This is a genomic window from Flavobacterium cucumis, from assembly GCF_900148835.1.
Lineage (GTDB): Bacteria > Bacteroidota > Bacteroidia > Flavobacteriales > Flavobacteriaceae > Flavobacterium > Flavobacterium cucumis.
In genome coordinates this window covers 741,199-764,527 of sequence record NZ_FRYK01000001.1, presented here as the reverse complement: position 1 = coordinate 764,527, position 23,329 = coordinate 741,199, and the positions used below count along the sequence as shown (strand labels likewise).

At 33.8% G+C, this 23,329-nt stretch carries 20 protein-coding genes; 11 read left to right on the top strand and 9 right to left on the bottom strand.

Features of this window, described 5'->3' with window-relative positions; translation table 11 throughout:
• Positions 1-45: 45 nt before the first annotated feature.
• Positions 46-1,014, bottom strand: coding sequence for a tryptophan--tRNA ligase (trpS, locus tag BUE95_RS03630; protein ID WP_073581518.1), 969 nt, complete (start codon positions 1,012-1,014; stop codon positions 46-48).
• Between the two features lie 130 nt (positions 1,015-1,144).
• Between trpS and BUE95_RS03625 the strand changes: the two genes are divergently transcribed.
• Positions 1,145-1,885 carry a lysophospholipid acyltransferase family protein gene (locus BUE95_RS03625; RefSeq protein ID WP_073581516.1) on the top strand — a complete coding sequence of 247 codons (741 nt, stop codon included), beginning with the start codon at positions 1,145-1,147 and terminating at the stop codon, positions 1,883-1,885.
• Positions 1,886-1,974: 89 nt separating this feature from the next.
• Here the strand turns inward: BUE95_RS03625 and BUE95_RS03620 are convergent, their stop codons facing one another.
• The 4 genes from BUE95_RS03620 to recA all read right to left on the bottom strand — a co-directional run bounded on the left by BUE95_RS03620 (position 1,975) and on the right by recA (position 5,642).
• The gene (locus BUE95_RS03620) at positions 1,975-3,591 is read right to left on the bottom strand and encodes a hypothetical protein (protein ID WP_073581514.1); all 1,617 of its coding nucleotides are present in this window, start codon (positions 3,589-3,591) and stop codon (positions 1,975-1,977) included.
• Positions 3,588-4,130 carry an RNA polymerase sigma factor gene (locus tag BUE95_RS03615; protein ID WP_073581512.1) on the bottom strand — a complete coding sequence of 181 codons (543 nt, stop codon included), beginning with the start codon at positions 4,128-4,130 and terminating at the stop codon, positions 3,588-3,590. Before BUE95_RS03615 ends, BUE95_RS03620 begins: the two co-directional genes overlap by 4 nt.
• Before the next feature lie 11 nt (positions 4,131-4,141).
• The gene (locus BUE95_RS03610; RefSeq protein WP_159433491.1) at positions 4,142-4,516 is read right to left on the bottom strand and encodes a hypothetical protein; all 375 of its coding nucleotides are present in this window, start codon (positions 4,514-4,516) and stop codon (positions 4,142-4,144) included.
• Positions 4,517-4,637: 121 nt separating this feature from the next.
• Positions 4,638-5,642, bottom strand: a complete 1,005-nt coding sequence (gene recA / locus BUE95_RS03605; protein WP_073581508.1) for a recombinase RecA — start codon at positions 5,640-5,642, stop codon at positions 4,638-4,640.
• A gap of 215 nt (positions 5,643-5,857) precedes the next feature.
• Here recA and trhO point away from each other — a divergent pair, with 215 nt between their 5' ends.
• From trhO to BUE95_RS03560, 9 genes are all read left to right on the top strand, one after another.
• Positions 5,858-7,216, top strand: coding sequence for an oxygen-dependent tRNA uridine(34) hydroxylase TrhO (trhO, locus tag BUE95_RS03600; RefSeq protein ID WP_073581506.1), 1,359 nt, complete (start codon positions 5,858-5,860; stop codon positions 7,214-7,216).
• Entirely contained in the window at positions 7,216-8,457 is a 1,242-nt protein-coding gene (locus BUE95_RS03595) for a peptidase U32 family protein (protein WP_073581504.1), read from the top strand. Before trhO ends, BUE95_RS03595 begins: the two co-directional genes overlap by 1 nt.
• Positions 8,457-8,687 carry a ferredoxin gene (locus BUE95_RS03590; RefSeq protein ID WP_073581502.1) on the top strand — a complete coding sequence of 77 codons (231 nt, stop codon included), beginning with the start codon at positions 8,457-8,459 and terminating at the stop codon, positions 8,685-8,687. Before BUE95_RS03595 ends, BUE95_RS03590 begins: the two co-directional genes overlap by 1 nt.
• 180 nt (positions 8,688-8,867) lie before the next feature.
• On the top strand, positions 8,868-10,031 hold the full coding sequence (locus BUE95_RS03585) for a PSP1 domain-containing protein (protein ID WP_073582414.1): 1,164 nt from the start codon (positions 8,868-8,870) through the stop codon (positions 10,029-10,031).
• Positions 10,012-10,509, top strand: a complete 498-nt coding sequence (locus BUE95_RS03580; RefSeq protein ID WP_073582412.1) for a gliding motility lipoprotein GldH — start codon at positions 10,012-10,014, stop codon at positions 10,507-10,509. Before BUE95_RS03585 ends, BUE95_RS03580 begins: the two co-directional genes overlap by 20 nt.
• A gap of 1 nt (position 10,510) precedes the next feature.
• Complete coding sequence (locus tag BUE95_RS03575; protein ID WP_073581500.1) at positions 10,511-12,802, top strand: penicillin-binding protein 1A; 2,292 nt, start codon at positions 10,511-10,513, stop codon at positions 12,800-12,802.
• A 17-nt stretch (positions 12,803-12,819) separates the two neighbouring features.
• The gene (locus tag BUE95_RS03570) at positions 12,820-13,518 is read left to right on the top strand and encodes a CoA transferase subunit A (RefSeq protein ID WP_073581498.1); all 699 of its coding nucleotides are present in this window, start codon (positions 12,820-12,822) and stop codon (positions 13,516-13,518) included.
• Between the two features lie 40 nt (positions 13,519-13,558).
• Positions 13,559-14,215 (top strand): CoA transferase subunit B, encoded by a 657-nt coding sequence (locus tag BUE95_RS03565; protein ID WP_073581496.1) that lies wholly within the window; start codon positions 13,559-13,561, stop codon positions 14,213-14,215.
• 91 nt (positions 14,216-14,306) lie between these two features.
• Entirely contained in the window at positions 14,307-15,470 is a 1,164-nt protein-coding gene (locus BUE95_RS03560; RefSeq protein ID WP_073581494.1) for a class I SAM-dependent rRNA methyltransferase, read from the top strand.
• Between the two features lie 577 nt (positions 15,471-16,047).
• On the opposite strand, the gene BUE95_RS03550 is transcribed toward BUE95_RS03560, so the two are convergent.
• The 4 genes from BUE95_RS03550 to BUE95_RS03535 all read right to left on the bottom strand — a co-directional run bounded on the left by BUE95_RS03550 (position 16,048) and on the right by BUE95_RS03535 (position 20,207).
• Positions 16,048-17,649 carry a fumarate hydratase gene (locus BUE95_RS03550; RefSeq protein WP_073581490.1) on the bottom strand — a complete coding sequence of 534 codons (1,602 nt, stop codon included), beginning with the start codon at positions 17,647-17,649 and terminating at the stop codon, positions 16,048-16,050.
• Positions 17,650-17,780: 131 nt separating this feature from the next.
• Positions 17,781-18,329 (bottom strand): transposase, encoded by a 549-nt coding sequence (locus BUE95_RS03545; protein ID WP_073581488.1) that lies wholly within the window; start codon positions 18,327-18,329, stop codon positions 17,781-17,783.
• 60 nt (positions 18,330-18,389) lie between these two features.
• On the bottom strand, positions 18,390-18,764 hold the full coding sequence (locus BUE95_RS03540) for a hypothetical protein (protein WP_073581483.1): 375 nt from the start codon (positions 18,762-18,764) through the stop codon (positions 18,390-18,392).
• A 3-nt stretch (positions 18,765-18,767) separates the two neighbouring features.
• Positions 18,768-20,207 carry a nucleoside recognition domain-containing protein gene (locus tag BUE95_RS03535; protein ID WP_073581462.1) on the bottom strand — a complete coding sequence of 480 codons (1,440 nt, stop codon included), beginning with the start codon at positions 20,205-20,207 and terminating at the stop codon, positions 18,768-18,770.
• Between the two features lie 129 nt (positions 20,208-20,336).
• On the opposite strand from BUE95_RS03535, the gene BUE95_RS03530 reads away from it, so the two are divergent.
• On the top strand, positions 20,337-23,324 hold the full coding sequence (locus tag BUE95_RS03530) for a S8 family serine peptidase (protein ID WP_073581460.1): 2,988 nt from the start codon (positions 20,337-20,339) through the stop codon (positions 23,322-23,324).
• Positions 23,325-23,329: the final 5 nt, after the last annotated feature.

The following is a 23,329-nucleotide window of genomic DNA, read 5'->3' as shown; positions in this document are numbered from 1 at the left end:
GACTTCTAAACTTTGAGGTTTTTATATATAGAAATTTGAATTTTATTAATATCCCAACTTCTCTCTAACTCTTTTCAAAACGCCATTTGCCACTGCACTTGCTTTTGCGGCACCTTCCAATAATAATTTATCTACTTCTTCTAAGTTGTTGCTGTAGTAATTGTATTTTTCTCTTTCGGTTTTGAATTTCTCTTCTATCAATTCAAATAAGGCTTGTTTCGCGTGACCGTAGCCGTAATTTCCACCTAAATAGTTGGCTTTCATTACTGCTGTTTGTTCTGGTGTTGCTAACAATTTGTACATAGCAAAACAATTACAAGTATCTGGGTTTTTTGGATCTTCTAATGGCGTACTATCAGTTTGAATTCCCATAATTTGTTTGCGAAGCGCTTTGTCATCCACAAAAATATTAATGAAATTATTTCTCGATTTACTCATTTTTTGTCCGTCTGTTCCCGGAATAATCATGATTTGCTCATCAATTTTCGCTTCAGGTAATACAAACGTTTCACCCATTTGGTGATTAAAACGCGAAGCCACATCGCGCGTTATTTCTAAATGTTGCAATTGATCTTTTCCAACAGGAACAAAGTTAGCATCATACAATAATATATCGGCAGCCATTAACATCGGATATGAAAATAATCCCGCATTTACATCATCTAATCTATCGGCTTTATCTTTGAAGGAATGCGCTAATGTTAAACGTTGGAACGGAAAAAAGCAACTCAAATACCAAGAAAGCTCTGTAGTTTGAGGTACATCAGATTGGCGGTAAAAAACCACACGATTTGTATCTAAACCACACGCCAGCCAAGCCGCCGCAACACTATACGTATTTTGTCTTAATTCTGCTCCATTTTTAATTTGCGTAATCGAATGCAAATCGGCAATGAAAAGAAAAGACTCGTTATCAGGATTGTTTGCCATTTGAATAGCAGGTATAATTGCTCCTAATAAATTACCTAAGTGAGGCGTTCCTGTACTTTGAACTCCAGTTAAAATTTTTGCCATTTTTTTTGTTTTAACGCTAAGCGTTGCTAAGTTGTTATTTAGAAATGCAAAGGTAAAGTAAAAACAGAAAAGTAAAAAGAGATAGGTTTTATTAAAATGATTACTTTTGGAAATCAAATCATCTTGCTTAATGAAATTTTTGAAATATCCGCTCACCCTTTTATATCGTATTTGGTTTTACATTTTGGTTTTAGTGCCAATTATTGTGTTATTTCCATTTATTCTAGTTACAATTTTAAGTGAAAAAACCTATCCGTTATTTTTTAGAATTGCGCGTATTTGGGCAAAGTTTATTTTAATTGGAATGGGATTTCATTACAAAATAGAAGGCGATGAAGTTTTTGAAGATGGGAAAAGTTATATGCTAGTAGCTAATCATACTTCGATGACGGATATTATGTTAATGCTGATTGCAGTGAAAAATCATCCTTTTGTATTTGTAGGAAAAAAAGAATTGGCTAAGATTCCGATTTTTGGATTTATCTATAAACGTGTTTGTATTTTGGTTGATAGAAGTAGTAGCAAAAGTCGCTATGCGGTTTTTGAACGCGCTCAAAAACGAATTCATCAAGGATTAAGTATTTGTATTTTTCCTGAAGGTGGTGTTCCCGAAGAACATATAGTATTAGATGAATTTAAAGATGGCGCTTTCAGAATTGCAATTGAACACGGTTTACCAATTGTACCAATGGTGTTTTTTGATAACAAAAAGCGTTTTTCGTATACTTTTTTCAGCGGAAATCCAGGAAAAATGCGTGCTAAAATTTATCCAATAATTGAAACGAAAGGAAAAACATTAGAAGATAGAAATGCATTGAAAAAACAAGTAAGGGAAGTTATTTTACAACCTTTATTGGAGGATTTAAAATAAAAAAGTCCAAACGCATTTGGACTTTTTCAGTTTCATTTTAACTAGAAATGAAACAACTTAACTATAAATTTAAGCTTAACCAACAAAGCTTAAAAACTAAAACTAATTCCGGTATACAAGCCTATAAAATAAGGCTTGAAGTTACCGGAATTTTCACTAAACGTATTGATCTGGTATTTAAACATAGGTTGGAAATTAGCATTAAAACTTTTCCAGAACGAGTATTTAAAACCCAAACCGACATTACTACTAAAATGTATGCTGTTTAAATTATTTGCTTTTCCTACTTCCATTTCGATGCCATTTGCCACTAACGAAATGTTGTTTTGATTTAAAAATAAGGTACTCATTCCACCAATTACTTCGACACCAAATTTTTTATCTAATACTTTGTAACTTAACTCTAAAGGCACTTCAATGTAACCTATGTTTTGTTGTAACGCTCCCACGTTGTTTTCAAGAATTACATTTTCTACATCACCCAAAAAAGCTTCTGTAGTATTATTTTTAGAGGTAAAAATCATATTTGTAGCATCGGCATTTCTTGATATAGAAGGAATATTACTTTCAACCGCTCTAAGTCTTGCATCAAAAACTACATCATTTGTGTTGTAGCTCAAATTAATATTGTTTATACCTGTTCTTAAACTTAATTTATTATTTATTGTATAACTTCCAGCTATTCCAAAACTTAAAGTAGTTGCATAATTTTTGCTGTTTGAATCGAATTGCTCATCAATAGAAGATCCTTGCGCTAAAGAATTAAAATAAACAGGCGACGCATTTGTGCTAATCGCCCATTTACTTCTTTTTTCTTCTTTTTCATCTTCATTTTTCCCAGCCTCTTTTTCTTTAAGCAATTCCTCTAATGGATTTAATTCTTTTGGAATTTCAACAATTAGAGTACTATCTTTAGACAAGATTTCATTTAGAGTAGCGGTAGGGCTTATTACCTTACTTTTTGTGAAATTTATGCCATTGTTAACAATCGTGTTTGATGTTTTGTTAAAAAAAGAAACATCTTGTTTTTCTTTGTCAATAGCGGTATTACTATCACTATTATTTTTATCTACGAAATTATTCTCAACAAGGTTTTCAAAACCATTATTGTTTTTATTTAATTTAGGATTTAACCCATTATTAGCTTTGTTTTTTTCGGAATTAACAAAGATGTTAACCCTGTTATTTTGCTTATGTAAAGGCTCCTCTTTTTCGTTTGAAGATGCTGTTTGAGTTAAAGAAGATTTAACATTGTCTTTTATTACATTATTTGAAACGACATTATTTTTACTGTTATGATTGAAACTCGAATTAATGCCGTCATTATTTTGATGTACTAAATTATCTATAGGTTTTTCAGTCGTATTTTTATTTGATTGCGTATCAGTAATGATTTCAGTATTGTTTGGTGTGTTAAATTTAGAATCAGTTGCGTCTTTTTTGGCATCTTTCGTGTTTACAATAGTAGAATTAGAGTCGGGTATCTCTATTTGATTTTCGTCAGAGAAATTCCAAATTAAACCAGCTATTAAGAATAATGAAGCTGCAATTCCCGAAATTTGAAACCAAACAGGCACAATTCTTTTTTTCTTCTTTTTCTCATTTAAACGACTAGCAATCAAATCCCAAGAGTCTTGTGGCGGTAAAGCTTCAAAATCTTTGAATTTTTCTTGAAATAATCGTTCTATGTTTTTGTTGTCTTTCATTTACTTTTTTTTACCTCAAAACTATTATTTGACTCTATCTTGCTTTTCAGAATAGCTTTTGCTCTAGCTAAATTTGATTTAGACGTTCCGATGTTAATTTCTAACATCTCAGCAATCTCTTTATGAGAATATCCGTCCAAAACATATAAATTAAAAACCAATCGATATCTGTCGGGTAATTCTTGAATAATCTTAGTTAAAAATTCCAGACTAATGTTATCATCATCAATTTCAACTTCTTCTTCCTCAGCAATTTTTTCTGAAATTATTTCAAAAACGTTATGTTTCCTATATTGTTGTAAAACGTAATTTATCGTAATTCGCTTGGCCCACCCTTCAAATGAACCTGTATTTTTGTATTGATTAATTTTTTCAAATATCACTAAAAAACTTTCCTGTAAATTGTCTTGAGCCTCTTCATAATTGCGAGAATACTTTAAGCACACAGAGAACAACTTTGGTGCTAACAAGCGATAAAGTTGTTCTTGTGCTTTAGTATTATTGACTTTGCATTCATGTATAAGTTGCTCTAAGATCAATTTATTACGTGTTAATTAACTGGAATGTCGTGGATAATAAATGTGTCATTACCTTCATCGTCAGTGCCTGTCCAAAATTTAAAAATATAGTTTCCAGTATTTGTAACATGAAAATTAAAGGTTTCCTCAACTAACACATTTACAATCGGTGCACAATTACTTCTATTTTCAACTAAATTTTTAATAGCACAAACTCTTGTATTTAAATCTTTCTCATAATAAATACCATAAGATGTATGACAATTAGTAGGTTTGAAATATTTCATAGTGATTTGATAGGTTTCTCCTAAAACAAATTCAGTTGGCATTTCAACGGACGCTACAGGTAATACATCAACAGTAAAACTAGGATCATCTAATTCACAAGAATTAAATAAGAATAGCATACTTATTAATAAAACTAATTTTTTCATTTTAATAAATTTGTTTTTCTATAAGATTATGTAGTTGTGAAAAGGTTGCGTTAAGTAATAAAAAAAATCACGCTCCAGGCGTGATTTAATTTTTTTAAGCATTGTTTTCTTTGATAAGTTCTTTAATTTTTTGCTCCAATTCATCCATTAATTCTGGATTGTCTTTAATTAATGCCTTCACAGCGTCTCTACCTTGACCTAATTTGGTTTCACCATAACTAAACCACGAACCACTTTTTTTAATGATTTCGAATTCTACAGCAAGATCTAAAACCTCACCTACTTTAGAAATGCCTTCACCATACATAATGTCAAATTCAGCCGTTCTAAAAGGTGGTGCTACTTTATTTTTTACAATTTTAACTTTGGTTCTGTTACCAATAACGTTTTCACCATCTTTAATCTGGGTAGATTTACGAATATCGATACGTACGGAAGCATAAAATTTCAATGCATTTCCACCAGTAGTAGTTTCTGGACTTCCAAACATTACTCCAATTTTATCACGTAATTGGTTAATGAAGAAAACTGTACAATTGGTTTTATGAATCGTTCCTGTTAATTTTCTAAGTGCTTGCGACATCAAACGAGCGTGTAATCCCATTTTAGAGTCTCCCATATCGCCTTCAATTTCACTTTTTGGCGTTAATGCAGCAACAGAGTCAATAACTACAATATCAACAGCACCTGATCGGATTAAACTTTCTGCAATTTCTAATGCTTGTTCACCATTATCAGGTTGTGAAATAATTAAGTTATCAATATCAATTCCTAATTTTTCAGCATAAAAACGATCAAAAGCATGTTCGGCATCAATAAATGCTGCAATTCCACCTGCTTTTTGAGCTTCAGCAATGGCGTGTAAAGTTAACGTAGTTTTACCTGATGATTCTGGACCGTAAATTTCGATGATTCTTCCTCTTGGGTATCCATTTACACCAAGTGCTAAATCAACACCTAACGAACCTGTAGGAATAGCTTCCACTTCTTCAACTGCGCTATCACCTAGCTTCATTACGGTACCTTTTCCGTAGGTTTTGTCAAGTTTGTCTAGTGTTAGTTGTAAGGCTTTTAATTTTGCTTCTTTGTCTGAACTCATAATATTTGGCTTTAAATTGATAACAATTCTTTTTTGGTAAAAATACAGCTTTTTTCAATTGCTCCAAAAAATGTTAATATGTTTTCAAACCTATTTAAAGATTTGATTTTTAATCAATTTTATTACCTTTGCATCCGAATTCTTCCATTTAGAATTCACCACATAATTCTGTACAGACGCGATAAATCGCGTCTCTAACTTAAAACGTTTATAGCATGCAACTGTACAACACCTTAAGCGCAGAAGAAAGAGCTCAATTAATTGATGAAGCCGGAAAACAACGTCTTACATTATCTTTCTATGCGTATGCCAAAATTGAAGACCCTAAAAAATTTCGCGACGCTTTATTTATCGAATGGAACAAACTCGATGCTCTTGGTCGAACGTATGTAGCCAAAGAAGGTATCAATGCTCAAATGTCGGTTCCAGCCGAAAATTTCGAAGCTTTTAGAGAAACTTTAGAAGCTTACGATTTTATGCGTGGCATTCGATTGAATGTTGCCGTAGAACACGATGACCATTCTTTCTTAAAACTAACCGTAAAAGTTCGAGATAAAATTGTAGCCGATGGTTTAAACGATGAAACGTTTGATGTAACCAATATCGGAGTACATTTGAAAGCTAAGGAATTCAACCAAATATTAGAAGACCCAAACACGATTGTAGTTGATTTTAGAAACCATTACGAAAGTGAAATCGGTCATTTTAAAGGAGCAATAACTCCTGATGTAGAAACTTTTCGTGAATCGTTACCAATTATCAACGAACAATTAAAAGATTTCAAAGAAGATAAAAACTTGGTGATGTATTGCACCGGAGGAATTCGTTGTGAGAAAGCGTCGGCGTATTTCAAACATCAAGGGTTTAAAAATGTGTTTCAACTTGAAGGCGGAATCATCAATTACGCGAAACAAATCAAAGAAGAAGGTTTGGAAAGTAAATTCATCGGAAAAAACTTCGTTTTCGATCGCAGATTAGGAGAAAGAATTACCGATGATATTGTTTCGCAATGCCACCAATGTGGAAAACCTTGTGATAATCACACGAATTGTTTGAACGACGGTTGTCATTTATTATTCATCCAATGTGACGAATGTAAAGCAGCCATGGAAAATTGTTGTTCTACTGAATGTTTAGAAATCACACATTTGCCATTGGCCGAACAAGTTAAACTTCGTAGAGGAAAACAAGTAGGAAATAAAGTCTTCCGAAAAGGAAAATCGGAGAATTTGAAATTCAAACATTCAGGTGAATTGTCAGATAAACCTTTGGCTGTAGCCGAAAAAACAAAAGACATTCGTCAGAAAATAAAAGTAAAAAAAGTATTGCTTGGTAAAGCCGAACATTATTATGTGAAAGCACAAGTGGGACTTTTCGTTATAGAAAACCAAGAGCTTAAAGTTGGTGACAGCATTCTAATTTCGGGACCAACAACTGGAAACCAAGAATTGGTTTTAGAAAAAATGTTCGTGAACGGAACTGAAAATGCAGTGGCTAAAGTTGGCGACAAAGTAACTTTCGAAGTGCCTTTTAGAGTAAGATTATCGGATAAATTATTTAAAATTATCAGCTAATGACAACTTCTGGAAGAATAGAATTGATGGCTCCTGCAGGAAATTTCGAATCCATGCAAGCGGCCTTGGATAATGGTTGTGATTCCATTTATTTTGGCGTCGAACAATTAAATATGCGCGCTCGTGCAACCGTGAATTTCGTTTTAGACGATTTACCTGAAATTGCGCGTCGTTGCAACGAAAAAAATGTTAGAACGTATCTAACGCTAAATACCATCATTTACGATCACGATTTATCGATTGTAAAAACGCTTTTAACTAAAGCTAAAGAAGCCGGAATTACAGCTGTAATTGCATCTGACCAAGCAGTTATTATGACGGCTCGCACGATGGGAATGGAAGTGCATATTTCCACTCAATTGAATGTTACTAATATCGAAACTGTAAAATTCTACGCAATGTTTGCCGATACGATTGTATTGTCTCGTGAGTTGAGTTTACGCCAAGTGAAGAAAATCACAGATGATATCAAAAAAGAGCAAATAAAAGGACCAAGTGGCAATTTGGTAGAAATTGAAATCTTTGGTCACGGTGCTTTGTGTATGGCGGTTTCAGGCAAATGTTATTTAAGTTTACATTCGCATAATTCTTCAGCAAATCGTGGGGCTTGTAAACAAAATTGTCGTAAAAAATACACGGTTATCGATCAAGAATCAGGTTTTGAAATCGAATTGGATAACGAATACATGATGTCGCCAAAAGACTTATGTACATTAGACTTTCTCGACCAAGTCATTGATTCCGGCATCAAGGTTTTAAAAATTGAAGGTCGTGGACGTGCTGCAGATTATGTAGCAACCGTTATTAAAACCTATCGTGAAGCTATCGATTCGTATTATGAGGGAACGTTTACCAAAGAAAAAATCAACAGTTGGATGGAAGCTTTGGCAACCGTTTACAATCGTGGTTTTTGGAGCGGTTATTATTTGGGACAAAAATTAGGCGAATGGTCAGATAATCCTGGTTCTAATGCGACTCAGAAAAAAGTATATGTTGGGAAAGGAATGCATTATTTTCCAAAATCAAGTATAGCCGAATTCAAAATTGAAGCTTACGATATCAAAAAAGGTGATAAAATTTTAATTACGGGTCCGTCAACAGGAGCGCAAGAATTAATTTTAGAAGATTTCTTCGTAAATGATGCAACTTCAGATAAAGCAAGTAAAGGTGATAGTTGTACTTTAAAAGTACCGTTCCGCATTCGTTTATCGGATAAAATGTATAAAATTGTAGAAAACTAATGGTTGTTGTTACGCTTCAAAGAGACAAATGTATTGGCTGTAATTACTGTGTTGAAATGGCACCCGCACAGTTTCAAATGTCAAAAAAAGACGGAAAATCAGTATTAATAAAATCGGTTGACGCTAAAGGTTTTTATACCTTAAAATCACCCGACCATATGATTGTTGAAAATTGTGAGTTAGCGGCAAAAGCTTGCCCTGTGCATATTATTACCGTAAAAGAAACTTAATTTTTTGTTTTACAATACTATATGAAAACCTATTTCGTTTAACTATGAGATAGGTTTTTTCTTTTTGGTGAACTTCGAGATTGATTTTTGAAAGTTTCCATAAAAAATCAATATCTTTACGCTCAAAAACATTTTAGAAACGTAGTCCAACAAACGGACAATCAACATATATTCAAAATTATGGCATGTACAAACTGTTCCACGGGTGCTAAAGACGGCACACCAAAAGGATGTAACAATAACGGGACTTGCGGCACCGATAGCTGCAACAAACTTTCGGTTTTCGATTGGTTGTCAAATATGACGTTACCAGGTGGTCAAGAACCATTTGATGCGGCTGAAATCCGTTTTAAAAATGGAAGAAAAGAGTTTTTTAGAAATACCGAAAAGCTAACTTTAGCTATTGGAGATATTGTTGCTACTGAGGCTTCACCGGGGCACGATATCGGAATTGTGACTTTGACAGGAGAATTGGTTAAAATTCAAATGAAAAAGAAAGGCGAAAATCCCAATAAAGAATTAGCTAAAATTTACAGAAAAGCTTCTCAACGCGATATTGACATTTGGACAGAAGCTCGAAATAAAGAAGAAGCGGTTCGTATGCGTGCTCGTGAAATTGCTATCAATTTGAAATTAGAAATGAAAATTTCGGATGTAGAGTACCAGGGCGATGGCTCTAAAGCTACGTTTTATTATACAGCAAATGATCGTGTAGATTTCCGTCAATTAATCAAAGAATTTGCACAAGAGTTCAAGATAAGAATCGAGATGAAACAAGTAGGTTTCCGCCAAGAAGCCGCTCGTTTAGGAGGAATTGGTTCTTGCGGAAGAGAATTATGCTGTTCTACTTGGTTGACTGATTTTAGAAGTGTAAACACTTCGGCAGCACGTTACCAACAATTATCGTTAAATCCTCAAAAATTAGCGGGTCAATGCGGTAAACTAAAATGTTGTTTAAATTATGAATTAGATACGTATTTAGATGCATTGAAAGACATGCCCGATATGGATACGAAATTATATACTGAAAAGGGTGATGCTTATTGTCAGAAAATTGATATTTTCAAAGAAATCATGTGGTTTTCTTATGCCAATGCTCCGGCACAATGGTTAGTTTTACCAGTTTCAAAAGTAAAAGAGATTGTGGCAGTTAATAAGAAAAAGGAGCGAGTAGCCGCCTTGGAAGATTTTGTGATTGAAAACATTCAAGAAGTAGAGAAAAAATTTGAAAATGTGGTAGGACAAGATAGTTTAACTCGTTTTGATCAACCCAAGAAAAAGAATAACAATAAAAACAAAAAACGTAAACCATCAAATTTTAAAAATGCTCCTAAAAAAGACTAAATTTATTGGGTTAGTACTCTTTGCTTTGCTTTTTCTCTCTTGTGACGAAAAGCAGTTTTTCAGCGAATACAGTGAATTAGATGGAACTTGGAAAAAGTCAGACACCTTACGTTTTGAATTTCAACAAACGGATACAATAAACCCGTATCATTTGTTTTTAAATGTAAGAAATAATAATGACTATCCTTTTAACAACTTGTATTTGATTGTTACCATGAAAGAACCTGGAAACGCGCCAAGCGTAAAAGTTGACACTTTGGAATATCAAATGGCTAATCCAGATGGTACTTTACTAGGAAAAGGTTTTTCAGATGTAAAGGAAAGTAAATTGTGGTATTTGGAAAATTTTAAATTTAAAAGAACTGGAAAATATCAGGTTGAGGTAGTTCAGGCCGTTAGAGAAACGGGTAAAGTTGATGGGGTGTCTGAGCTAAAAGGAATAACAGAATTAGGATTAAGAATTGAAAAAATAAAATAGTATGGCCACCAAAAAAGCAAATACAAGCGATTTTTCATTGTATAAAAGAAAGTTTTGGCAATTATTCGCCTATGGATTTTTAGGAGTGATATTGTTATTCTTGTTTGCATCTTGGGGATTTTTTGGAAAAATGCCTTCATTTGATGATTTAGAAAATCCAGACTCAAATGTGGCTACAGAAATCATTTCTTCAGATGGTGTTGTTATTGGTAAATTTTATAAAGAGAACAGAACACCTGTTAAATATGAAGAATTGCCACAGCATCTAGTGAAAGCTTTGGTGGCTACCGAAGACGAGCGTTTTTATGAACATTCTGGTATTGACGCTAAGGGTACATTGAGAGCAGTTATTCGTTTAGGAAGAGATGGAGGAGCAAGTACAATCACGCAACAGTTAGCTAAAAATTTATTTCATGGAGAAGGTTCAAAGTTTATTTTGTTTAGAGTTATCCAAAAAGTAAAAGAATGGATTATTGCTATACGTTTAGAGCGTCAGTATACGAAGCAAGAAATTATTGCTTTGTACCTAAATCAAGTAGATTTTGTAAATGGAGCAGTAGGAATTCGTTCGGCAGCTAAAATATACATGAACAAAGAACCAAAAGATTTGACAATTGAAGAATCGGCTTTGTTTGTAGGGATGTTAAAAAACCCATCATTATACAATCCAAATCGTAAAAAAAGAGCCCAATTGGTTTTGGATAGAAGAAATACAGTTTTGGGACAAATGGAAAAAAACGGTGTAATTTCTGAAGCAAAAAAGGAGGCGTTAAAAAAACTTCCCATAAAATTAGATTTTAGACCTGAAAGCCATTCAGAGGGAAGTGCGACTTATTTTAGAGAGTATCTAAGAGATTATATGAAAAAATGGGTCAAAGACCATTTAAAAGAAGATGGAACAGAATATGATTTGTATCGCGATGGATTAAAGATTTATACTACCATTGATTCAAAAATGCAACAATATGCTGAAGAAGCAGTTATTGAGCATTTAAAAAATTTGCAAAAAGAATTTTTTTCTGCTACCAAAGGAAAAGAAAATGCGCCATTTGTAGATATCACGCCTGAGCAAACGAAGCAAATCATGATGCAAGCAAAGAAAAATTCGGAGCGATGGAGAAAAATGGATTTGAATGGGAAATCAGAAGAAGAGATTTTAAAATCTTTTGATGTTCCTACGAAAATGAAGATTTTTACTTATGAAGGCGAGAAAGACACCCTTATGAAACCAATAGATTCCATTTTGTACTACAAGCATATGTTGCAAACCGGTATGATGGCTATGGAACCTAGAAGTGGTCATATCAAAGCTTGGGTAGGTGGAGTAAATTATAAATATTTTCAGTACGATCACGTGGGACAAGGTGCCAGACAAGTTGGATCAACTTTTAAACCCTTTTTGTATGCAACTGCAATTGAACAATTAAATATTTCACCATGTGACTCTATTATTGATAGTTATTTTACGATGCCAAAAGGAAAATGGGGAATAGATGCCGATTGGTCACCAAGAAATTCGGATGGAAATTACAGAGGAACCATAACATTGCAAAAGGCTTTAGCAAATTCTGTTAACACGGTTTCAGCAAAATTGATTGATAGAGTGGGACCACAAGCTGTGGTAGATATGGCAAAAGAATTAGGCGTTACTTCTACTATTCCGGTTCAGCCTTCTATTGCGTTAGGAGCTGTAGACATTACAGTGGAGCAAATGGTTGGTGCTATGAGTACATTTGCCAATCAAGGGGTTTACGTAAAACCAACATTTATCATTAAAATTGAGGACAAAAACGGGGTAGTAATAGATCAACCAATACCTGTTACAAAAGATGTTGTAAACAAAGATGTTGCTTATGCCGTTGTTAAATTAATGGAGGGTGTTACTACTTCAGGGACTGGTGCCCGTTTGAAATGGGGTGGCGGTGGCATCATGCAATACGATTACAGTTTTGGAAATCCTATTGCTGGTAAAACAGGAACTTCTCAGAACAATTCCGACGGTTGGTTTATCGGAATGGTACCCAATTTAGCTACTGGAATTTGGGTTGGAAATGAAGATAGAGCAGCGCATTTTAGAGATACCAGAAGAGGTCAAGGTGCTACAATGGCACTTCCAATATGGGGTCTTTTTATGAAAAAATGTTATGCAGATAGTGATTTAGATGTATCAAAAGAACCTTTTGAACGTCCTGATGACTTAAAAATAAAAGTAGACTGTTGGGTGCCTAAAAAAGTAGTAGATACGACTGCTGTTCCAACAGACGAACCTAATATGGATGAATTCGGATTATAAACAACAACAAACTAAATATGATTTCTAGAAAAGTAAATAACGTTAAAGAAGCTTTAGAAGGAATTCAAGACGGAATGACTGTAATGTTAGGCGGTTTTGGTCTTTGCGGTATTCCTGAAAACAGTATTGCCGAATTAGTTCGTAAAAATGTAACCAATTTAACTTGTATTTCAAACAATGCAGGTGTGGATGATTTCGGATTGGGCTTACTATTACAAAAACGTCAAATCAAAAAAATGATTTCTTCTTATGTAGGAGAAAATGCAGAGTTCGAACGTCAAATGCTTTCAGGGGAATTGGAAGTAGAACTAACACCACAAGGAACTTTAGCTGAAAAATGTCGTGCTGCTCAAGCCGGAATTCCAGCATTCTTTACCCCAGCAGGTTACGGAACCGAAGTAGCGGAAGGGAAAGAAGTTCGTGAATTCAATGGAAAAATGCACGTTTTAGAACATGCCTATAAAGCCGATTTCTCAATCGTAAAAGCATGGAAAGGTGATGAAGCAGGTAACTTAATTTTCAAAGGAACCGCTCGTAACTTTAATGCACCCATGGCTGGAGCTGCTAAAATCACTATCGCTGAGGTAGAAGAATTAGTGCCAGCAGGAACTTTGAATCCAAATGAAATTCACATCCCAGGAATTATGGTCAACCGTATTTTCCAAGGAGAGAAATTTGAAAAAAGAATTGAGCAAAGAACAGTTCGTCAAAAGTAATCAGTGTTCAGTTTTTAGTGTTCAGTAAAAAGAAATAATTATGTTATCAAAAGAAGATATAGCAAAAAGAATAGCACAAGAAGTGAAAGACGGTTACTATGTAAACTTAGGAATCGGAATTCCCACTTTAGTTGCCAATTATGTTCGTACGGATATTTCAGTTGAATTTCAATCGGAAAATGGAGTTTTAGGTATGGGACCTTTCCCTTTTGAAGGTGAAGAAGATGCGGATATCATCAACGCAGGAAAACAAACGATTACGACTTTACCAGGAGCTAGTTTCTTTGATTCGGCTTTTAGTTTCGGAATGATTCGCGCTCAAAAAGTAGATTTAACGATTTTAGGAGCAATGGAAGTTTCTGAAAATGGAGATATTGCCAACTGGAAAATTCCAGGAAAAATGGTAAAAGGAATGGGTGGTGCTATGGATTTAGTAGCTTCTGCAGAAAATATTATCGTAGCCATGATGCACGTAAATAAAGCGGGAGAATCGAAAATCTTGAAAAAATGTACACTTCCATTAACCGGTGTTGGTTGTGTAAAAAAAGTCGTTACGGAATTAGCGGTTTTAGAAATCACACCAAAAGGATTTAAATTGTTAGAACGTGCGCCAGGTGTCTCAGTTGAAGATATCATAAAAGCAACAGAAGCCGATTTAATCATTGAGGGAGAAATTCCAGAAATGAGTATTAATTAGCCAATGAGGCAATTGTGCAATAAACCAACAAATAATTTTAATATTTAGACCTGACAGGTTTCAAAAACCTGTCAGGTCTTTTCGAAATAAAATGAGAGCAAAAGTAATTTTAAAATCAGGTAAAGAAAAATCAATTCAACGTCGTCATCCTTGGATTTTCAGTGGTGCGGTTTACGGTGTGAGTCGTGACATAAACGATGGCGAAATGGTTGATGTGGTAGATTCGAAAAACCAACATTTAGGAACGGGATATTTCAGTGATAAAGGAAGTATTGTAGTTCGTATTTTGGCATTCGGCGAAGAGACTTTTTCTGAAAACTTTTGGAAGGACAAATTACAATCGGCTTGGTATTTACGTACGCAACTATTGGATTTTGAAGTTACAAATGCTTTTCGTGTGATTCACGGAGAAGGCGATGGAATTTCGGGATTGATTATTGATTATTATGATAAAAATTGGGTAATTCAAGCACATTCTACTGGCGTTTTTCTTCAAATGGAGCAAATCGCTGAAGCCATAAAATCGAATTTTCCAGACTATTGCGAAACGATTTATTGCAAAAGTTCAGGAACTTTACCGAATACAGGAACTGATTATTTCTTATTCGGAAACAAAGTTGAAGCAGTTGCGAAAGAGAACAACATTTTGTTTTCTGTAAATTGGGTAGAAGGACAAAAAACAGGTTTCTTCTTAGACCAACGCGAAAACCGAAAATTACTAGGCGAATTCTCAAAAGGTAAAAAAGTATTAAACACGTTTTGTTACACAGGCGGATTTTCAATTTACGCCATGAGTGCAGGAGCTGAATTAGTAACTTCGGTAGATATTTCTCAAAAAGCTGTAGATTTAGCGGCGAGTAATATGGAATTAAATTTTCCAAATGCCAATCATAAAGCTGTAGCTGATGATGTGTTCAACTTCATGAAAGAACACACGCAACAATACGATGTTATTGTTTTAGATCCACCCGCTTTCGCGAAAAGCATCAAAAGCAAACACACCGCAACTCAAGCCTATAAACGTTTAAACATTGCAGGATTAAAAGCCTTAGCACCAAACGGAATTTTATTCACCTTCTCTTGCTCGCAAGTAATTGACGATGTTTTATTTTACAACACTGTAGCCGCAGCAGCCATAGAAACCGGAAGAAATATCCGAGTGTTACACAAATTAGAACAAGGACCCGATCATCCAACGAATATTTACCATCCAGAAGGACATTATTTGAAAGGATTGGTGTTGTTTGTGGAGTAGTTTTTAAAGTGGTCAGTGGTCAGTTTGAAGTGTTCAGTATTTCCCGAATAGTTTGTCATTCCGAAGGAATCTCATTTATTTAATTATTAAACTTAACAAGGTCTAAATCTCACATGAAATCAATTTCAAATTTTCAGAAAGCATCCATTATTATAGTTTTAATTTTAATTATTTCTTATAGTTTTCCTTCAATGTTTATTAAAGGTGGAATGGATGTAGATTTTCATTATTTAAACTTTCTATTTGTTTTAATAGTTGGAACAATATTAATTTATAATTTTTATAAAATCAGTTTTTTTAAGAAACTATTGTTTGTATTCACGATTTCATTATTAGCATTTATATTAGGAATTTCATTGGTTGAAGGAATAATTGAAAAAGTGTATGGTTCAGATTATGAGCTTTATATAAGTTTTAATAATCTTGAATTTAGAACAAATATTCTTTTTTATAGTGTCCTCATTTTTATAGAATTGTTCTCTTTTCAAATCATAAAGAGATTTTGAAAATAAAAAAACCTGCAAGTTTTTCAACTCACAGGTTTGTCTTAATACTTAATTCTTTTATCTTAATACTTTTACAGATTCATAAAAAAATCATTTCCTTTATCATCCGTAATAATAAACGCAGGGAAATCTTTTACTTCAATTTTTCTTACCGCTTCCATTCCTAATTCTGGGAAATCTACTACTTCAACCGATAAGATGTTTTCTTTGGCTAAAATGGCAGCAGGACCACCAATCGAACCTAAATAGAATCCGCCGTGTTTTTTACAAGCGTTCATTACGTCTTTGCTTCGGTTTCCTTTGGCTAACATAATCATGCTTCCGCCAGCCGCTTGGAATTCGTCTACATAAACGTCCATTCTTCCTGCGGTTGTTGGTCCAAAACTTCCTGATGGCATTCCGTCTGGAGTTTTTGCTGGTCCAGCGTAATATACTGGGTGATTTTTGAAATACTCTGGCATTGGTTTTCCAGCATCTAATAATTCTTTGATTTTAGCATGCGCAATATCACGAGCTACAATCAAAGTTCCGTTTAATTTCAATCGTGTTTTGATTGGGTATTTTGATAATTCTGCTAAAATTTCAGCCATTGGTTTGTTCAAATCAATTTCTACTGCTGGCTCTAAATGAGGCGCTGTTTCAGGTAAAAACTGCGCTGGATTGGTTTCCAATTGTTCTAAGAAAATACCCTCTTTCGTGATTTTTCCTTTGATATTTCTATCAGCCGAACAAGAAACGCCCATTCCCACCGGACAAGAAGCCGCGTGACGTGGTAAACGAATCACACGAACATCATGCGTTAAATATTTTCCGCCAAATTGTGCTCCAATATGACTTTCTTGGCAAATGATTTGAATTCTTTTTTCCCATTCCAAATCTCGAAACGCTTGACCTGCCATGTTTCCAGAAGTTGGAAGATTGTCGTAATAACCTGCTGATGCTTTTTTCACGGCTGCTAAGTTTGCTTCTGCTGAAGTTCCACCAATAACGATGGCCAAGTGATACGGAGGACAAGCTGCTGTTCCTAAATCCATAATGCGCTCACGAACAAATTCGTCTAACGATTTTTCATTCAACAACGATTTTGTCTTTTGATATAAAAACGTTTTGTTTGCCGAACCACCACCTTTTGTTAAAAATAAGAACTCATACGAATTTCCTTTTTTCGCATAAATATCAATTTGTGCTGGTAAGTTTGAACCCGAGTTTTTCTCTTCAAACATTGTAATCGGAACAATTTGCGAGTAACGAAGGTTTTTATTTTGGTAGGTATTGTAAATTCCTTTTGACAACCATTCGCCATCATCAACACCTGTGTATACGTTTTCACCTTTTTTGGCAACTACAATCGCAGTTCCGGTATCTTGGCAAGAAGGCAATTGACCTTCCACAGCTACAGCAGCGTTTTGCAATAAATTATAAGCCACAAAACGATCGTTGTCTGTCGCTTCTGGGTCTTCGATAATGTTTCTTAATTTTTGTAAATGTGCCGAACGTAACATAAACGAAACGTCGTCCATAGCTTCTTGTGCTAATAATTCTAATCCCTTTGGATCAACCACTAAGATATCTCTATCGCCAAGTTGCTCCACTTTTACGTAATCAGAAGTTAATTTTTTGTATTGAGTATCGTCTTTTAAAATTGGATACGGGTCTTGATATAAAAAGTCCATTTGTGTATGTTTTGAAAGGTAAAGTTACGGATAACCTATAAGGTTTCCAAAAGCAATCTTGAAAGTTTTGAGTCTACTAACCTGCAAGGTCTTTTTTGACCTTGTAGGTTTGTTTGAAAGATTATCTGTTTTTATTCAAGCATATGTTTTTCAGATAAAATTTCATTTTTAAAGTCATGGCAATAAATAAAGTTATCTTTAGAATCGAATAATTGAATTACTTCGTTCCTAAGTAATTTCGTTGGTTTATCTGAAATTATTGATTGATAAGAAGAGAACGGAAAGTTTTTGTAGTTAATATCTAAATGATGTTTAGGATTTAAATGAACATATTGAATCAAATTTAATAAATAAGTTTCATTTATAATTTGTATTCTTTTAAAATGTTTTTCAAACAAACTTCCAGTTCTATTGTTTTGTTTGTTAAAAGCTTTTGCATATGCATTGAAAAAATTTGAAAGAGCTTGAGTAATTTCTTTTTCATTTACAATTCGAATAATAAAATGAAAGTGATTATCCATTAAACAATAAGCAAAAGTATCGGCTTTGTTTTCCAAATATTTTGAATAGAGTTTTAAAAAATACTGTTTGTTTTCGTCTGAATTAAAAATAGTTTCACTATTTATGTCTCGGTTGTAAATGTGATATACTTTGTCTTTTTCTAAAACTTCTAGTTTCATAATTTACTTTTTAAACACCTACAAGGTTTTGGAAACCTTGCAGGAGTCGAATTTAAAAAATTATTTGCTTGCTTTGAAATAACAATAAATTCCAGTAACAAAAATTAATAAACCAGCTAAAAATTGAAAAGAAACATCTTTATCTTCAAAGAGGAAAATATCTTGTGTATCATTTGTTATTAGTTTGATTTGATCTCCAACATTTATTGAGCAAAGATCTTCTAACCTTTTACTTTGTTTCTTTTCGTTAAAGTAAAAAGTAAAATAAGCTTTAGAAATTTTAGAAGATTCGCTACACGAAATAGGTACTGAGAAAACACTAACAGTAATTTTGTTTCCAGAATTTAATATTTTGTATTCCTGAAATGTTTTGTAAAATGAAACAAAACTGATTAGAATAATTAATATTGAAGCATATTTAAGCATTTTATCCATCCCTTAAAAAAACCAACTCGCTACAAAAATCGCCGTAATCACACAGATTAAATCAACTAAAAGCATCATTCCTAAGGTATAACGTGTGTTTTTTACGTTGATACTTCCAAAATAAACCGCAATTACATAGAAAGTCGTTTCGGCACTACATTGGAAAATACAACTTAATCTTCCGGTTAAGGAATCAGGACCAAATTGTTTCATTGCATCAATCATAAAACCACGCGAACCACCTGAACTAAAAGGGCGTAACATCGCAACAGGAAGTGAATCAGTGATTTCTTTAGCTACTCCAAGATGTGCGAATAAAAAGGAAATTCCGTTGGCGATAATTTCAAACAAGCCGCTATTTCTGAATAAAGAAATTGCAACTAACATTCCCATCACGTAAGGAAAAATAGTTACACCAGTTTTTAAACCATTATTGGCTCCCGCTACAAAAGTGTCGAAAATGGTTGTTTTTTGATCTACAAATTTCTTTTCTTGGACGAAAGAAAATATCAAAGTTCCACCGATAATCAAGATCAACAACAATCCAGAAAGATTAGAAGTAAAGTAATTTTTTCCGATTAAATCTAAACTGTTTACGTAGAATAATAATCCCACAATCGCACCGATAACTCCCATTAAAGCCGCTAATAACGAAGCGCTTTTGAAGTTAATTTTTTGTTTAATCCCAACTAATATAAAAGCAGCAATCGTTCCAATAAAAGAGGTAATAATACAAGGCAACATCACATCGGCAGGATTAGCAGCATTTTCCGCAGCACGATAACCAATTATGGAGGTTGGTATTAGTGTTAAACCTGCGGCATGCAAACACATAAACATAATTTGGGCATCACTCGCTTTATCTTTATCCGGATTTAATTCTTGTAAACTTTGCATCGCTTTCAAACCAAAAGGCGTTGCGGCTGAATCCAATCCTAAAAAGTTAGCAGAAAAATTCAGTGTCATATAGGAAATCGATTCGTGGTTTTTAGGAATCGAAGGGAAAACTTTTGCAAACAACGGACTTAATTTCTTAGCCAATCTTTCCGAAGCGCCTGAAATGATAAGCAATTCCATTATTCCACAAAAGAAAGCTAAGTAAGCAATTAAAGGCAGAATCAAATCGAATAAACTGCTTTTGGTCATAGGAAGTAAACCATCGGCTTTTTGTTTTCCGCTGTAGATTTTTACGGTTTGTTTGTTGTAGACGTATGTAGTGTCGGCATCGGCTTCATTTTTATTTAAAACGAATGTTTTATCTTCCTTTTTTTGAACACTATCTTGTACAAATTGAGGCAGTTCATTTAAATATTTTTCACCAATTAAAAGAGGTTCACCTTGTTGACCATTCAACACATAATCAATAGAATAATATTGGGATGAAAACAATCCAAAAACAATAAAAAAGATAGACGATATAAATATCACTAACCAGAATCTACTTAAAACCATAAAGCGTTATTTTTTGTAAAAGTAACATAATTCAAAATATTTAAACAAACATTAAAAACACAAAATTTTAAAAAATCATAATTTATAATTCTATATTTGTGAAATTTTTACAATAAAAACATTAAAAATATGATAATTAGAAAACTACTTTTTATTTTCTTTTCTTTTTCAGGATTTTTATTTGCCCAAACGAAAGAGGACGTTCAGGTAATTACAAAAGATTATGACTTAGGGAAATTGAAAACGCTACAGAATCTTTACGAGAAAAAAGAGACGGAAGAAAAAAAAACGGCTTATGAAGCTGCAAAAAGAAATGGATGGCCTATTACAATAAAAGGCGAAGATGGTTCTTTTCAAGAATTAATGAAATTAACCCCAGATGGATTTCCTATCTATTATTCTACTCATAATGTAGCCGCAGCAAGATCAACGCGAACCAATTTCCTCAACGCAGGAGGAGGACTTGGTTTATCATTAGATGGTGAGGGTATGGTAGCTCGAGTTTGGGATGGAGGAACTGTAAGAAGAACACATAATGGTTTTGGAGGTAGAGTCACAACAGTAGATGATTTGTCAGGAATTAATTACAATGACCATGCAACACATGTTACGGGTACAATTATTGCAGCTCCATGGAATGGATTGTCGGCAGAGATTAAAGGAATGGCAAAAAATGCTACAGCTAGAACTTTTAATTGGAATAATGATGAATCTGAAGCAGTATCAGAAGTATTAAATGGAATGTTAGTTTCAAATCACTCCTACGGTGTTCCAATAGGAAGTGGTGGATCTACACTTCCAGCTTGGATAATAGGTGCTTATATTGAAGATTCAAGAATATGGGATGAAATTACTTTTTCAGCGCCATACTATTTACCAGTGATTTCTGCTGGGAATGATGGTGCTAATAATAATAATCCAAATCCGATTACTCAAGGGACAGATAAGTTAATTGGAAATAAAACAGCAAAAAACACATTAATTGTTGCAAATGCTCAAGATGCCACTATTGCATCTGATGGTTCATTATTTAGTGTAATAATAAACAGTTCAAGTAGTCAAGGTCCAACAGATGATAGAAGAATAAAACCAGATATTACTGGAAACGGTACAGATTTAACTTCAACTGTTTCAACAAGTAGTACTTTAACTAATAGTAATATTGCTACAGACACTTATTCAGGTACTTCTATGGCAAGTCCTAATGTTGCAGGTACTTTATTATTATTACAACAACATTTTAAAAATGTTACAAGTGGTTTTATGAAGTCTTCTACTTTGAGAGGTTTAGTTTGTCATACTGCGGATGACGCAGGAGACACAGGACCAGATGTTAGATTTGGATGGGGTTTATTGAATGCAAAGAAAGCTGCTGAAACAATATCTGGAAACGGTTTAACATCTTGGATTTCAGAGGAAAAATTAAATCAAGGTCAGACCAATACAATGACTGTAAAATCTGCTGGAGGCGTTAATAATCCACTCGTAATTTCAATAACATGGACAGACTTGCCTGGGATTGCTAACAACGGTGATTTAGGCGATAATAATTCAACTCCTGTTTTGATAAATGACTTGGATATAAGAGTAACAAGAAACGGATCTACCGTTTACTATCCTTGGAGATTACAATCGGGCCCCAATTCACCTGCTTTAAGAAATGGAGATAATTTTGTAGACAATATAGAGGTGGTTAGGATAGATAATCCTTCAGCAGGAGATTATGTCATAACCGTTTCTCATAAAGGAAATTTAGTAACAGGCTCTCAAAATTATTCTTTAATTGCAACAGGAATTACGTCAGGGTTTTCTCTTATTCCAACATCGGAAAATGTACAACTGTGTAATAATCAAACAGCAACGTATACTTTTTCATATAAACAATCGATTTCTGGAACAACAAATTTCTCTGCTGTAGGAGTTCCTTCAGGAGCAAATGTATCTATTTCCCCTTCAAGTTTAAGTGCTAATGGAATTGTAACAATGACGGTTTCAAACTTATCATCATTAACTCCAGGAGATTACAGCATTGGTATTGTTGGTAATAATGGAACAGAAACAGAAACTAGAACACGATTTTTAAAAATTTATAGTTCAACATTCGAACCTACTACGTTAACTTCTCCTTTAGATGGTCTTAATGGAACTTTGACATCTCTCAGTCTTAATTGGGAATCAAATCCTAATGCAGAAAATTATAGAATTCAAGTTTCAACAAGTTCAACATTTGGAACTTTAGTTGTAAATGAATTAACAACTGACTTAAACTATATTGTTTCTGGTTTAAATGAAGATACAATATACTATTGGAGAGTTATCCCATCCAACCGATGTGGCGTAGCTCCTTCAAGTTCAGTTACCGTAAATAATTTTAGAACTGGGGTAGTTGTATGTGATAATATCTTTACAGCTACTGATTTTTCAAATGCAACCATTGATGTTGTGGAGAATAGTACAGCTTCAGTTCCTATTGTTGTTACTGGCGGAATTACAATTGCAGATTTAAATGTGACTCTAGATATATCTCATACTTGGATTGGTGATATGATAATCACCTTAACTGGTCCTATTGAGATTGGTAGCCCAGAGATTGTTTTGTTTTACCAACCATGTATCGGTAATGATTCTACTTATCCTGATATTCAAGCAACTCTTGATGATTCTGGAGGAGCAATTACTTGTTCGACTACTTCACCCGTTGTAAGTGGTGTTTTAGAACCCATTGAAAGCTTAGCTTTAGTAAATGGTTTAGTAGCTGATGGGACATGGTTATTAAATGTTTTGGATGTAGGTAATCAGGATGGGGGTATTATTAATTCGGTTACTTTAAATTTTTGTAAAGTTATACCATCTGTATTGAGTACCACCGATAATATATTTAACTCTTTAAAAGTTTATCCAAACCCAGCTAAAGGAATCGTAAATATCGATTTGGCTGGAAGTGTTTCGGGTGAAACAGTTTATGAGTTATTTGATGTTCAAGGAAGAAAAGTTATTTCAAAAGTTTCTTCAAATACTGTTGAAACACTAAATATTGAAAATTTATCTGGGGGGATTTATCTGCTAACGATTGAAAATAGCGGTGCAAAAACTACTAAAAAATTAATTATCAATTAATAAAA